This window comes from Acidovorax sp. 69, assembly GCF_002797445.1.
Classification (GTDB): Bacteria; Pseudomonadota; Gammaproteobacteria; order Burkholderiales; family Burkholderiaceae_C; genus Acidovorax.
Genome location: NZ_PGEP01000001.1, coordinates 3,979,209 through 3,993,003, shown reverse-complemented (window position 1 = coordinate 3,993,003; position 13,795 = coordinate 3,979,209). Strand labels below are relative to the sequence as shown.

At 58.3% G+C, this 13,795-nt stretch carries 13 protein-coding genes and 1 tRNA gene; 4 read left to right on the top strand and 10 right to left on the bottom strand.

What is annotated here, in order from left to right; translation table 11 throughout:
- Nucleotides 1–5: 5 nt before the first annotated feature.
- The gene (locus tag CLU85_RS18310; RefSeq protein WP_100411510.1) at nt 6–263 is read left to right on the top strand and encodes a YfhL family 4Fe-4S dicluster ferredoxin; all 258 of its coding nucleotides are present in this window, start codon (nt 6–8) and stop codon (nt 261–263) included.
- A 73-nt stretch (nt 264–336) separates the two neighbouring features.
- Here CLU85_RS18310 and pth read toward each other — a convergent pair whose 3' ends face one another.
- The 7 genes from pth to CLU85_RS18275 all read right to left on the bottom strand — a co-directional run bounded on the left by pth (nt 337) and on the right by CLU85_RS18275 (nt 6,331).
- Nucleotides 337–945 (bottom strand): aminoacyl-tRNA hydrolase, encoded by a 609-nt coding sequence (gene pth, locus CLU85_RS18305; protein ID WP_100411509.1) that lies wholly within the window; start codon nt 943–945, stop codon nt 337–339.
- A gap of 246 nt (nt 946–1,191) precedes the next feature.
- Nucleotides 1,192–1,824: a 50S ribosomal protein L25/general stress protein Ctc gene (locus tag CLU85_RS18300; RefSeq protein WP_100411508.1), complete on the bottom strand. Its 633-nt coding sequence runs from the start codon at nt 1,822–1,824 to the stop codon at nt 1,192–1,194.
- A 160-nt stretch (nt 1,825–1,984) separates the two neighbouring features.
- Nucleotides 1,985–2,959, bottom strand: coding sequence for a ribose-phosphate pyrophosphokinase (locus CLU85_RS18295; protein WP_100411507.1), 975 nt, complete (start codon nt 2,957–2,959; stop codon nt 1,985–1,987).
- A gap of 47 nt (nt 2,960–3,006) precedes the next feature.
- Nucleotides 3,007–3,083, bottom strand: a tRNA-Gln gene (locus CLU85_RS18290).
- Nucleotides 3,084–3,113: 30 nt separating this feature from the next.
- Nucleotides 3,114–3,971, bottom strand: coding sequence for a 4-(cytidine 5'-diphospho)-2-C-methyl-D-erythritol kinase (ispE, locus tag CLU85_RS18285; RefSeq protein WP_100411506.1), 858 nt, complete (start codon nt 3,969–3,971; stop codon nt 3,114–3,116).
- 51 nt (nt 3,972–4,022) lie between these two features.
- Nucleotides 4,023–4,469, bottom strand: coding sequence for a lipoprotein insertase outer membrane protein LolB (locus tag CLU85_RS18280; RefSeq protein WP_304528986.1), 447 nt, complete (start codon nt 4,467–4,469; stop codon nt 4,023–4,025).
- A gap of 83 nt (nt 4,470–4,552) precedes the next feature.
- Entirely contained in the window at nt 4,553–6,331 is a 1,779-nt protein-coding gene (locus CLU85_RS18275; protein WP_100411504.1) for a tetratricopeptide repeat protein, read from the bottom strand.
- A 29-nt stretch (nt 6,332–6,360) separates the two neighbouring features.
- On the opposite strand from CLU85_RS18275, the gene mutM reads away from it, so the two are divergent.
- The 3 genes from mutM (at nt 6,361) to mutY (ending at nt 10,328) form a co-directional block, all read left to right on the top strand.
- Nucleotides 6,361–7,176: a bifunctional DNA-formamidopyrimidine glycosylase/DNA-(apurinic or apyrimidinic site) lyase gene (gene mutM / locus CLU85_RS18270; RefSeq protein WP_100411503.1), complete on the top strand. Its 816-nt coding sequence runs from the start codon at nt 6,361–6,363 to the stop codon at nt 7,174–7,176.
- 106 nt (nt 7,177–7,282) lie between these two features.
- Nucleotides 7,283–9,244, top strand: a complete 1,962-nt coding sequence (locus tag CLU85_RS18265; protein WP_100411502.1) for a dynamin family protein — start codon at nt 7,283–7,285, stop codon at nt 9,242–9,244.
- Nucleotides 9,245–9,254: 10 nt separating this feature from the next.
- Nucleotides 9,255–10,328 (top strand): A/G-specific adenine glycosylase, encoded by a 1,074-nt coding sequence (gene mutY, locus CLU85_RS18260; RefSeq protein ID WP_100411501.1) that lies wholly within the window; start codon nt 9,255–9,257, stop codon nt 10,326–10,328.
- Nucleotides 10,329–10,343: 15 nt separating this feature from the next.
- Here the strand turns inward: mutY and rapZ are convergent, their stop codons facing one another.
- Genes rapZ through CLU85_RS18245 form a run of 3 tightly spaced genes read right to left on the bottom strand, consistent with a single transcriptional unit; the run spans nt 10,344 to nt 13,779 of the window.
- Nucleotides 10,344–11,207: an RNase adapter RapZ gene (gene rapZ / locus CLU85_RS18255; RefSeq protein ID WP_100411500.1), complete on the bottom strand. Its 864-nt coding sequence runs from the start codon at nt 11,205–11,207 to the stop codon at nt 10,344–10,346.
- A complete protein-coding gene (gene recN, locus CLU85_RS18250) occupies nt 11,207–12,880 on the bottom strand; it encodes a DNA repair protein RecN (RefSeq protein ID WP_100411499.1) in 1,674 nt (557 codons plus the stop codon). Before recN ends, rapZ begins: the two co-directional genes overlap by 1 nt.
- Before the next feature lie 2 nt (nt 12,881–12,882).
- Entirely contained in the window at nt 12,883–13,779 is an 897-nt protein-coding gene (locus CLU85_RS18245) for an NAD kinase (protein ID WP_100411498.1), read from the bottom strand.
- Nucleotides 13,780–13,795: the final 16 nt, after the last annotated feature.

The following is a 13,795-nucleotide window of genomic DNA, read 5'->3' as shown; positions in this document are numbered from 1 at the left end:
GTTGTATGGCGCTGATGATCACCGACGAGTGCATCAACTGCGATGTGTGTGAGCCCGAATGCCCCAATCAGGCGATTTACCTGGGGCAGGAGATCTACGAGATTGACCCGAGCAAGTGCACGGAATGTGTGGGGCATTTTGACGAGCCCCAGTGCGTGCAGGTCTGCCCGGTGGCGTGTATCCCGGTGAACCCACAGCACGTGGAGAACCGGGAAACCCTGTGGCAGAAGTTCCAGCGGTTGCAGGTGCCTACAGCCGGCTGAATTTGGGTAGTTTTAGGCCCATGCGCTTATCTATCAAGCGCCGATAGCTATCAAAATAATAGTATTACTGCGCTCAGTCTTCCGCTGGGCGGGGTGGCTTGGGGCGGGGCGGTTTGGTGGTGTGGATGAGCAAGGTGGCCTTGTCCATCTCGCCCGCCAGCATGGCCGGGTAGGCCCTGAGTGAATGGACGATGCTGTCTTCGATCAGCGTGCGCTGGTCGGGGGACGGCTTCTTGAGCACCCAGTTGGCGACTTCACTCTTGATGCCCGGATGGCCGATGCCGATGCGCAGGCGCCAGTAGTCGGGCGAGCCCAACTGGCCGTGGATGTCGCGCAGGCCGTTATGCCCTGCATGGCTGCCGCCGCGTTTGAGTTTGACCTGGCCGGGGGTGATGTCGAGTTCATCGTGCACCACCAAAATCTCTTCAGGCAGGATTTTGAAAAAGCGCGCCAGCGACGCGACCGACTTGCCCGAGAGGTTCATGAACGTCTGCGGTTGCAGCAACCACACGTTCTGGCCGTGCACCACGGTGCGTGCGACAAGCCCGTGGTAGCTGCGCTCGGGAACCAGTGTGGTTTTGAGTTCTTGCGCCAGGGCGTCAATCCACCAGAACCCGGCGTTGTGGCGGGTGGCTTCGTAGTCTGGCCCGGGGTTTCCAAGGCCTACAAACAGCTTGATCATCTGCAGGATTATCCGTGGGAGAAAGGTTGGTGCTGTGCCAGCGGGAGAACACGCCCTTGACCAGTGCAGTGCGTAGTGCCGGGCAGCAGGGCACACCGCCCATGCCGCGCACCATGCGCCACGCAGTTTTGTTGTGTATTGCCGTCTTGTCCCCGTCGGCAAAAACAAAACGGCCCACGCAAGGTGGGCCGTTGGGTGGTCAGCGCCGCAGAACGGGCTGACTAGGAGGACGAGCAATCAAAAAGACTACTTCTTGCCCTTGCCCTTGCCCTTGGCATCCGCAGGAGCGGCTTCGACAGGGGTGTCGACCACGACCACGGGAGGCACTACGGACACCAGCACGGGGTTGTTGTTCTGGCCGCCACGGATCTTGGCGGTCACGCCCTTGGGCAGCTTGACAGACTTCAGGTGCAGGGAGGAGCCCTTTTCCAGCGTCGACAGGTCCACGGTGATGAACTCTGGCAGGTCCGAAGGCATGCAGGTCACGTCGAGTTCGTTCACGATCGGGTTGACCATGCACTTGTCCACCTTGACGGCTGGCGATTCTTCAGCGCCGCTGTAGTGCAGTGGCACCTTCAGGTGCAGCTTGGTCTTGTCGTCCACGCGCTGAAAGTCGATGTGCAGCACGAGTTGCTTGTAGGGGTGGTATTGCACGTCACGCAGCACCACCTTGGCGGTTGTGCCGGCAACTTCCATGTCCAGCACGCTGGAGTGGAAGGCTTCCTTCTTGAGGGCGTGCCACAGTGCGTTGTGGTCCACTTCAATCAGTTGGGTCTCGGTGGTGCCACCGTAGACGATGCCAGGCGTCTTGCCCGAATTGCGCAGACGGCGGCTCGCACCCGTACCTTGCTTGGCGCGCTCAAAAGCGACGAAGTTCATAGTTAGCTCCTGAAAAGGGTCGACCGCGACCAGTCATACCCTGTTTTAAAAAGACCTGGGTCACCACTTTGGCGACGGGTCCACACAATGCTCTCGAACAGACAAGCCTCCCGAAGGAGGCTTGTGTGCAATCCGGTTGCAGCGCTTTTAGAAAAGCGCGTCAGAACAGATTGTCTTGGTCCGAGAACAAACTCATGACCGACTCACCCTTGGCAATGCGCTGGATCGTTTCTGCAATCAGCGGTGCCACGGAGAGTTGGCGAATCTTGGAACATCCCTTGGCGTTGTCGCTCAGGGGGATGGTATTGGTCACTACCACTTCATCAAGGGCCGAACCCTTGGCGATGCGTTCAATGGCAGGGCCCGAAAAAATGGGGTGGGTGCAATAGGCGTACACCTTTTTGGCTCCGCGCTCCTTGAGCACTTCAGCCGCCTTCACCAGAGTGCCGGCCGTGTCAATCATGTCGTCCATGATTACGCAGTTGCGGCCTTCGATTTCACCGATCACGTGCATCACTTCCGACACGTTGGCTTTGGGGCGGCGTTTGTCGATGATGGCGAGGTCGCATCCAAGTTGCTTGGCCAGCGCACGTGCCCGCACCACACCACCCACATCGGGAGAGACAACAATCAGGTCTTCGTAGTTCTTCTGGCGCAGATCGCCCAGCAAAACGGGCGACGCGTAGATGTTGTCTACCGGAATATCGAAGAAACCCTGGATCTGGTCGGCATGCAGGTCCATGGTCAGCACGCGGGCAACACCCACGGCCTGCAGCATGTTGGCCACAACCTTGGCTGTGATCGGCACGCGGGTCGAGCGCGGTCGGCGATCCTGGCGGGCATAGCCGAAGTAGGGGATCACGGCACTGATGCGCTCTGCCGATGCGCGCTTGAGCGCATCGACCATGATCAGCAGTTCCATGAGGTTTTCGTTGGTGGGAGCGCAGGTGGACTGCACAACGAAAACATCCCGTGCGCGCACGTTTTGTTTGATTTCAACGGTGACTTCACCGTCGGAGAAGCGACCCACGTCAGCAGCACCGAGGGTGGTGCCGAGGTGTTGGGCGATTTCAGCCGCCATGCCAGGATTGGCATTGCCGGTAAAAACCATGAAGTCGGGGTGGTTGGCTTGCATGAGCGTCCCAGCAGTCTGAAAAAAAAGCCCGTACGCGAAAAGAAATTTGGCAGGGGAAGAAGGACTCGAACCTTCGCATGCTGGAATCAAAATCCAGTGCCTTAACCAACTTGGCGACTCCCCTACACAGGTCAACTGCTGAAAGCAGCCAACCTTAATTTTTGCCTGATGCCCAACCTGCCAGAGGGTGAATCATCAGATTTTCACATTCTTTGATTTGCCAGCCTTTGGGGGCGTTACTCAAATCAACCGCATGTGTCATTTGTGCAAACACGGTACTTCCAGAGCCTGTCATTCGGCCTTGCATTCCTCGAATCCTGAGCCATTCAATGGCTTCGGAAATCTCGGGGCAAAGTGCCTGAGCAACTGGCTGCAAGTCGTTTCGACCGAAGTCAAAGTGTGCTGCAGCAAAGCCTAAGATTGTAGCACTATCTGAATCGCGTTTCAAACTTGGCGACGAAAAAATTACTTTTGTCTCCAAACCTGCTGCTGGCTTCACGATGGCAAAGCGCGCTTGCGGTAGTTGCTGTGCTTTCTCAAGCGGCGTGATTGTCTCACCAATTCCCTCCACCAAAGCGTTGTGACCGCGTAAAAAAAAAGGAATATCGGCACCGAGCTGCAAGCCGATGGTTTCCAGCGCTGATTGCGAGAGGTTCAGTGCCCATAGGCGATTGAGTGCGAGGAGCGTGGTGGCGGCGTCCGATGAGCCTCCCCCCATGCCTGCTTGGGCGGGAATGCTTTTGAGGATGCCAATGTGTGCGCCTTGTTTGGAGCCTGTAGCGGTCTGCAGCGCGCGCGCCGCTTGGATGGTGAGATCCACATCGGGCAGCGTTGAGCCCAGGTCTTCTCGTGAGATCACGCCATCTGTGCGACGCTCGAAATGCAAGGTGTCACACCAGTCCAACAGCATGAAGACAGACTGCAGCAGATGGTAGCCATCAGCGCGTCGCCCGGTGATGTGCAGAAAGAGATTGAGCTTTGCCGGAGCCGGCACGTCATACAGGGCTTGCATTGCAGAAACGTACAAAAAGAGCGCGGTGAAAGTGGTGCGATGGCCGGCGCGTTAGCGGGTCAGTGCGATCCGCAGGGTGGCTTGCGGCGCGGGATCGTCTCGGCGAGCAACGAGCCGACCTTCTGCAATGCCTGACAGATCTGCCTGCCAGCCCGTTGCCGTGGTCTGAGTGCCATGGAGCCAACTGAACAGGGCGGCAATCGGGATGCGCGTGCCTGTCACGTCCTGTAGCAACGCGTCCAGGGATTCTGAGGTACGCGTTTCCTGTCCGCTTTGCAATTGAGCGTGGCCGTCTTTCCAGTTGAGCTGCGCTAAGCGATTGCCCAGCGGGCTTAAAAGCACCAAAACGCCGTTTTGGGCGTTGCCATGCAGTTCAAACATCGCAGAAAAAGATTGCGAGGCTTGCCCTTCGATCTGCAAGGCGAGGCGGCCGCTCCACATGTCTTCCTCTGCAACGGTCTTTGATGTCGGTTGGGCACAGCCCACGATCCAAAGCATGCACAGTGCCATGCACCATATCCATCGCCGGAGTGGCGGTGTCCTGTGCAAAGCCAGACCCTGTGCGTTGCATGTGGATTGCATCAGAGGGTGGCTCCGAGGCGCTTCAGTGTCTCTTTGAGTGTGTCGTTGTCAGGACTGCTGCGCTGTCCTTCTCTCCATACCCTGGATGCGCTCTCCTTGTCGCCCATGCTCCAAAGCACCTCGCCCAAGTGGGCTGCAATTTCGACATCGGGCCGTGCTTTGTAGGCGATTTCCAGGTGACGCCGGGCCTCTGCTTTGTTGCCCAGGCGAAATTCCACCCAGCCCAGGCTGTCCATGATGAATGGGTCATTGGGCGCGAACTCCAGCGCCTTCATGATCAGCTGTTTGGCCTCGTCCAGCCGCACACCCTTGTCTGCGAGGGCGTAACCAAGCGCGTTGTAGGCGTGGTGGTATTGCGGTTGGCGCGCGATCACCTGGCGGAGAAGCTGTTCCATGGTGTCCGGTTTGCCCGCTTTTTCAGCCAGCATGGCTTGGTCGTAGACCAGCTCGGCGTCATCGGGTGCCAGTGCGACCAGTTCAACCTGCACTTGGTAGGCTTCCTGATAGAGGCGTTGTTCACGCAGCAATTGCACTTCAGCCAGCAGCTTCATGCGCTTGTCATCAACGGACGTGCCGGGCAGATTGCGCAGTAGCGCCCGCGCTTGAGCGATTTTTCCCTGGCGGGCCAGTAAAGAAGCGCGACGGCTTTGCGCGCTGACAACCTCGTTCGCGTTGTCAATGCGCCCAAGCCAGGCCTCGGCTGCGGCAAAGTCTTTTCTCTTTTCTGCGATCTGTGCGTACAGCAAATACGCTTGGGTCAGACTTTTTTGCCGCAATTCAGCGTTGGTCGATGCGGAGGCGAGTTCTATGAATCGTTGCAGCGAGTTCTCAGCTGCGGGTAGGCGGTTGTCCTGGAATTGCAGTGTGGCGACGACAAGCCACGCTTCCGCGAGGTCTGGCTTTTCTTTGGTGACAGCCTCCAACTGACGGCTGGCATCTGGGTAGCGTTGCAGTTCCAGTAGGACCCGCGCATAGGCCATTCGCAATTCGGGAATGGGCTGCTTGGTCAGGGTCTGGATCACCAGTGCTTCGGCTTCTGGCGTGTTTTCTTCCATCAGTTCCAGCGCCAGCCTGGCTGCATCTTCACTGGCGGTATCCAGTTCCTGCGCTTTGCGGGCGGCGTTCAGGGCGCCGCTTTTGTCGCCTGCTGCCAGGCGCAAGCGTCCGAGCGATACCCATGCGCCCGGGCCCGTTGCTGGGTTTTTGAGTTCGTCTACCAGAGCCTGCTCGACCACTTTGGCTGCCAGCACCTTGTCACTGGCGCGCCCGTACATTTGAGGCAGGGCTGCCAGAGTGGTGGTTTTGGCGCGCGCAGGTGACTGCGCGAGTTCCTGGCGTAGCAGGTCGGGGGTTTCGCCAATACGGTTCAGTGCGACCAGGATCTGCAGCACATAGCGGTTGGCCTCGCGCGATTGTGGCAAGGCCTCCTTCCATGCTTGGGCTGCAGCCAGGGCGTACTCGCCCGAGCGAGACTGCAAGGCAATATCCGCTGCCCTTTGGTAAAGCTGTCCATCGGCACTGCGGCGCGCAGCTTCCAGCATGAAGGCATAACCTGCCCCGGGGTCACCCGTTCGGGCGCTTATTTCCCCTAGAAAAATCTCGTAAAACAGCTCGGCGTCCAAGGCTGGGTTGGATGCTACCGGCGGCCCATCGGAGGGCGGGCTGTTGTCGCCGCTGGATTGTTGCGCCCACGCTGATTGGGCAGCCACCGCAATCACGGTAGTCAAAGCGGCGGTTCGAAAGCTGTGAAATAGCACCATCGGGTCATAATAATCCATGCTTGTTAACCCGTTTCCCGACGCTTTGTATGCCTGAGTTGCCCGAAGTGGAAGTAACGCGTCGCAGTTTTGCTGAAGCGATTGCGGGGGCTCGGATTGAAGCCGTTGTTTTGGGAAAACCATTGCGTTGGCCGCTGGGTTGCGATCCGGATTTGTTGGTGGGGCAGCAGGTGATGGGGTTGCGCCGACGTGGCAAATACCTGCTTGCTGACATCAGCAACGGGCTTTTACTCCTGCACCTTGGCATGTCTGGGAGTTTGCGTTTCAGTCACGGGCTGCCGTCCGCAGGCTCGCATGATCACTTTGACCTTGTGACCAATCTGGGGGTCCTGCGGCTACATGACCCTCGTCGGTTTGGTGCTGTTGTTTACGCGCCCAGTGAGCAATCTCCCGTCGCCGTGAAGTTGCTGGGAGGGCTTGGAATGGAGCCGCTGTCGGACGCCTTCTCGCTATCGGCGTTCCAGGTAGGCCTCAAGCAAAGCCGGATGCCGATCAAGCAACTGTTGCTGGCTGGGCGTCTGGTGGTGGGGGTCGGCAATATTTATGCGTCCGAAGTCCTTTTTCTGGCAGGTATCAGGCCCACGACAGTGTCTTCGCGCATTGGCGCTGAACGGGTGCGTCGGTTGTTTGATGCAATACGCGTGGTACTGGCGCGTGCCGTGGAGATGGGGGGAAGTACGTTGCGCGATTTTTCGAATGCGGATGGAATGGCGGGGCATTTTCAGACAACCGCCAATGTGTACGGCCGCGATGGCGCACCTTGCACTGTGTGCGGGACAGCTATAAAAACAATCCGCCAGGGCCAGCGGAGTAGTTACTTCTGCCCCCGATGCCAGCGCGCCTAGCGCACCCTGATTGCCAAATTGCAGGTGCATGGCAGTCTGCGTGCTGTCGATGCTATATTTTGTGTGTGTCTACTTGGTAGTTCATTCATCGATCTCTGGGAGCAAAGTGGGACCTTCATTCAATGAGCAGTTCGACCAGCATGGCGTCTGGCGGCGGGAGTTCGCTCAGCAGCTCAAGCGGCTGGCTGATTGGATGTCTTCGCATGACCTCATGGACGCTGCCGTGCAGGAGAGGCTGCATCGGCTGGAGGAGCAAGTTCGCAGCGACAAAGTCATGGTGGCGTTTGTTGCAGAGTTCTCTCGTGGCAAGTCCGAGCTGATCAACGCGATTTTTTTCGCGGACTACGGGCGCCGCATCATGCCCGCGAGTGCTGGCCGCACGACCATGTGTCCGACGGAGCTAGGCTATGACGCTACGGTGTCCCCTAGCCTCCGCCTGCTTCCTATTGAGACACGTCTTCAGATGCAGGGCCTGGCGGAGTGGCGGGTAAAGACGGACCGCTGGATGGAAATTCCGCTGGATGTCAGCAATGCAGACCAGATCGCAAAGGCCTTGGAGAAGGTGGCTGAAGTGCGTAAGGTCAGCCTCGACAATGCCAGGGCGCTGGGTTTCTGGCACGACGAGCTGACCGATGAAAACCCCGTGCCTGATGCCCAGGGTCTCGTCGAAGTGCCCATGTGGCGGCATGCCATCATTAACATTCCCCACCCTTTACTCAAGCAGGGCTTGGTGATCTTGGATACCCCTGGCTTGAATGCGGTGGGCGCAGAGCCTGAACTCACCGTCAACCTGATACCTCAAGCCCACGCGGTCGTTTTCATTCTGAGCGCCGATACGGGCGTCACCCGTTCTGATCTGTCTATCTGGCGTGAGCATTTGGCTATTTCACCCGACAGCATGGATGCCCGGTTGGTGGTGTTGAACAAGATCGACACGCTCTGGGACACACTCAACAGCGCCGAGCAGGTTCAGGCGCAAATGGAGCGCCAGTGCCGCACGTCTGCAGAAATGCTGGGCGTGCCGCTGGGCAGGGTGGTGCCCGTGTCTGCCCAGAAAGGGCTGGTCGCAAAGATCACTGCAGACGATCTCTTGCTCGAAACCAGCGGATTGCCTGTGTTGGAGGAGGCGCTGGCCAAAGGCATCATGGGTCGACGCCAGTCCATCCTGCGGGCCGCTGTGGCTACGGGGGTTGCCAGCCTGCGCACGGAGACTTCTCGGGTCATCAATATCCGTCGGCGTGATCTGGACGACCAGATGGCTGAGCTGCGTAGTTTGCGGGGTAAAAACGCGTCGGTGATTGAATCCATGCGGCACCGCATTGAGCAGGAACAGCGAGAATTCGATCTGAGCACGGCAAAAATCCATGCTGTTCGTGCCGTACACCTGAAACTCCTGCGCGACGTGTTTCAGCAACTAGGGGCCAAGGCGCTGAAGGCCGAACTGGCAGAGCTGGCCCAAACACTGCAGCAGAAGGGGCTCAAGCTGGGCGTTAAAAAGATATACGTACAGACTTTCGACAAGCTGCGCGGGACCTTGGACAAGGCACAGGCCTCTGGCACGGAGATTCAGGCCATGCTGGGAGGAACATTCAGGCAATTGAATGCTGAATTTGGGTTCTCGCTGCAGGTGCCTTCGCCTCCTCAACTGGAACACTTTGCGCATGATCTGAATCAGATTGAGCAAAGTCACTTGCAGTACCTTGGCATGGGCAATGCGTTGAAACTGGCGCAACCCGAGTTTGCTGAGCGGTTGGTGCGGGCTTTGGCTATGCGATTGCGGACGGTGTATGAGTCCGCTGCCAATGACCTTGAGTTGTGGAGTAAATCGGCGACTGCGCAATTGGATGCTCAACTGCGTGAACGACGCCGAAGTTTTGCTCGCCGCATCGAAGCGGTCGATCGCATCCAGCAAGCTGCAAGCGGGTTGGTGGAGCGTATCTCGGAGATCGAGATTGGCGAGGATGAGCTGGGCCTCTTGGAGCGCAAATTGCAGGAACTGACCTCCAAGCTCATTGCCCTGCCTGGCCTGGAACCTGTGGTGCCCGACGCTCATCTTGTGTCGGCATGAGTGTGTCGGCATGAGTGTGCCGGCTGTAGGGGGCTCGGTCGCCGAACGGGTGGTCGCCTGGCAGGTGTCACATGGCCGGAACCATCTGCCGTGGCAACAGACCCGTGATCCCTACCGGGTGTGGCTGTCAGAGATCATGCTGCAGCAGACCCAGGTGGTGACCGTATTGGACTACTACGCACGGTTTCTGGATCGCTTTCCAGATGTTGGGGCCTTGGCGAAAGCACCCCAGGATGAAGTGATGGGGCTGTGGAGTGGTTTGGGCTACTACAGCCGCGCACGCAATCTGCACCGCTGTGCACAGCAGGTGATGGTGGACCATGGGGGGGTGTTCCCTCGCTCTGCGGAGATTCTGGCGACCTTGCCGGGTATTGGCCGATCTACAGCGGGAGCCATCGCTGCGTTTTGTTTTTCCGAGCGTGTGCCGATTTTGGATGCCAATGTACGGCGGGTGTTGACGCGTTTGCTGGCTTTTGACAAGGACCTTGCTTCGGCCAAGAACGAGCGGCTGCTTTGGGATCTTGCAGGGTCACTGCTGCCCACGCATGACTTGAACAGTGCCATGCCTCGCTATACCCAGGGGCTCATGGACTTGGGTGCATCCATCTGCACTCCACGGGCGCCCGATTGTTCCGAATGCCCATTGATGGGGTCCTGTATGGCATGGAGAACAAAAGACCCTGAGCGTTATCCAGTCAGAACGCGCAAGCTGACGCGCCGATCCGAGTCCTGGCAGCTGACCATTGTTCGCGATGGACAAGGGCGTGTGTGGCTGCAGCGACGTCCATCAACAGGTATCTGGGCGGGCATGCATTGTGTGCCGGTGTTTTCCGACGAGGTTTCCCGCGCCGCATTTGTATCTGTTCTGGGCGAGTCATCGAAGGTTTCGCAAGAGGAGTTGCAGCCTTTTGTTCATGTACTCACCCACAGGGATTTGCACCTTCATCCCACGCTGATCGATGTGGATATTGCGATCAACCTGCCTGGTGATGGGGTATGGCTGGGGCCAGATCAATGGCAGGTTGTCGGTCTACCCGCGCCTATTCGTAAACTGCTTGAGGCGACACAAACGCAGTTGTGGTGAGTCTCAGAACGGGCTTCAACGCCCGTCGAGTTCCCGATGCCGACAGAGCGCAGTCCAGCGATTGCTGAATGCTTCGGCGAGTCTTTCCACCAGATAGACGGAGCGGTGCTGCCCGCCAGTGCACCCAATGGCTACGGTGACATAGCTGCGGTGATTGCGGTCAAGCATCTCCAACCAATGCGCCAGAAACTGTTCGATGTGAGCGCGCATGAGGGTCACATCGGGTTGATGTTGGAGGAAGTCTGCCACCGGTCTATCCAGACCTGTGAGATCACGCAGTGCCGGCTCGTAGTGAGGGTTGGGAAGCATGCGCACATCAAAAACGTAGTCTGCATCCATAGGAATACCGCGCTTGAAAGCGAAGGATTGGAAGACCAGAGTCAATTGTCCTTGCGCTGTGGACATCAGGCTCTTGACGTAACTTTGCAGCTGTGAGGCCCGTATCGTGCTCGTGTCGATGACATGCGATTGTTCGCGCAGGTCAGCCAGGAGTTCGCGTTCTAGCTCAATGATCTGCACCAGGGCCCTGCGGCCTTGTTGAAGGTCGTCGTGGGACAAGGGGTGGCGCCGGCGTGTCTCGGAGAATCTCCGCACCAGCGTATCAACGGTGGCATCCAGAAAAATCGATTGAACCGCGACATCCTGGCTGCGCAGACGGTTCAATTCCTGAGGAACCTGGTGCAATGAGGTAGCGCTCCGCACATCCATGGCAATGGCAACTCGGTTGCCATGGTGGCGGTGCTCCAAGGCAACGAAGGCAGGGAGAAGTTCTGGTGGGAGGTTGTCCACACAGTAGTACCCAGCGTCCTCCAGTGCGTGCAGGGCCACTGATTTTCCAGAGCCTGACATGCCCGTAATCAAGACGATTTCCAGCGCCATCAAGAGTCCTTTTTAGGGGGAGGGTTCCCCACGTTGCTCAGCATCTCGCGGGCATGGGCCAACGTTGTTTCTGTCGAGCGTTCTCCGCCCAGCATGCGGGCGATCTCCACGACGCGCTGCTCTCCCTGAACTGCCTGCACGATACTCGTGGTCCCATCGGGGCTTTTCCGTTTTGCCACTTTGATGTGATGGTGTGCACACGCGGCCACCTGGGGGAGATGGGTCACGGCAAGAACTTGGCGGTCGGTTCCCAACTGTTGCATCAGCCGGCCCACGGTTTCTGCGACAGCACCGCCAACGCCAGCGTCGACCTCGTCAAAGATGAGGGTGGGCGCCATGCCAAGCTCGCTGGTGGTGACCGAGATGGCGAGCGAGATGCGCGAAAGTTCGCCACCGGAGGCGACCTTGCCGATAGGTTTGGGGCTCATCCCAGGGTGGCCAGCGACCAGAAACACCACTTCGTCGATGCCATGGGGCGCAGATTCTTGTGCCTTGGATACAGATGCTTCGAATTTTCCTCCCTCCATGCCCAGGCCTTGCATGGCCCGGGTGATGGCATTCGAAAGTTTGGGGGCTGCTTTTGTCCGTGCCAGCGACACTGCCCGCGCAGCCGAGTGGTACGCCTTGGCGCTCGACGCTTCTGCAACTTGAAGCTGCTCAAGATCGATAGCTGCGTCCAGTTGGCGCATTTCGATCTTCCAGTCCGCCAGCAGTGTGGGTAGTTCCTCGGGAGGGCGCTTGTACCTCCGTGCCAGAGTCAGCCACAGCGATAGTCGGCTGTCCAGTTCTGTCAGACGCTGAGGGTCAATGTCTGCGCGCCGCAGGTATGCTTGGAGCGAGTGCACAACATCATTGGTCTGTGCCAAGCTCGATGCAAGGATGTCGGAGAGGTTGGCAAACTCTGGATCGATGTGTTCCTGGGCTTGTAAGAGCGTGTGGGCGCGTGTCAGCGCCGCGATGGAGCCGATCTCGTCATCCCGCAGGATATGGAGTGCACCATTGGCACTGTCCAGAAGCGTTTGAGCGTGCGAAAGGCGCTTGTGCTGCGCGTCAAGTTCCTCCCATTCGCCGTGTGCTGGCGCCAACTTGTCCACTTCGCCGATTTGCCACTGCAGACGCTCGCGTTCTTGATGCAATGTGGCTTGGGCCTGGCGCGCTTGCTGCAGTGCTTTCTGATCTAAGCGCCATTGCGCCCACCGTGCCGATGTGTCGCTGGTACTGATCCCCGCAAACGCGTCGAGCAGGCCGCGAACCGATTCAGGGCGCGTGAGGCTCTGCCAAGCATGCTGGCCATGAATATCAAGCAGCATGTCTCCCAGGGCACGCAGTTGTGCCGCCGTGGCGGGTGTGCCATTGATCCAGGCGCGGCTCTTGCCTTGCGCATCCACTGTGCGTCGCATCAATAGGAAATCGTTGACTTCAAACCCAGCATCTTCCAACCATGGTTGAACATGTTCTGGGCAATCAAATTCGGCGCAGATGTCCGTTTTGGGACAGCCCTCGCGAACGACGCCTGCGTCCGACCGCGCGCCCAGCGCCAGTTGAAGTGCATCGATAAGGATGGATTTGCCCGCACCCGTCTCGCCGGTCAGTACCGTGAATCCAGAATGCAGCTCTAGCTCTAGAGCCTGAACGATCACAAAATCACGGAGCGTGATTCGTCTGAGCGCCATGGTCAGGAGCCTCCTTCGTTCCAGCGCAACTTCTTGCGCAGCGTTGCAAAGTAGTTCCAACCTTGGGGGTGCAGAAATCGCACGCAGTGTTCCGATCTCTTGACCAGTATGCGGTCACCGTGGAGCAAGGAGGCCAATGACTGCATGTCAAAGTTGGCGCTGACATCCCGGCCACTCACAACTTCCACTGCGACTTCTGTGGCATCCGACAGAACGATGGGACGGTTCGAGAGCGTGTGGGGAGCAATGGGTACTAGAACCCAGCCAGGAATGGACGGGTGCAGCATCGGGCCACCGGCGGACAGCGAATAGGCCGTTGATCCGGTTGGTGATGCAATGATGAGACCATCTGCGCGTTGATTGGCTACAAAGCGCCCATCCACCTCAACACGCAGCTCCACCATGCCGGATGTCGCGCCTCTGTTCACAACCACATCGTTCATCGCAAGGGCTTCGAAAACCACACGACCATCCCGCACCACGGTGGCGTGCATTAGTGGCCGCAGATCCTCTTCATACGCTCCTTGAAGCATTGGGGGCAGCGTGGTTTGATAGGTATCCAACGGAATGTCGGTGATGAACCCCAGTCGGCCTTGGTTGATGCCAATGAGCGGGGTTCCAAAACGGGCGAGCCGTCGGCCGATACCAAGCATAGTGCCATCTCCGCCCACCACCAATCCCAGATCGCACCGGGTCCCGATGTCGTCTACATTCAGTGAAGGGTAGTTTGCTATTCCCGTATTGCTTGCCGTCTCTGCCTCAAGAACGATGTCGCACCCTTGGTTCTCCAGAAAATGGGCAATGCCTTCTAGTGCCTGACGAGAGCTGTCGCCCGCGGAGCCCGCAGATAAAGCTTGATACTTGCCTATGAGTGCGACACGGCGGAATTTGGACGTCATCGCGAAATTACATCAT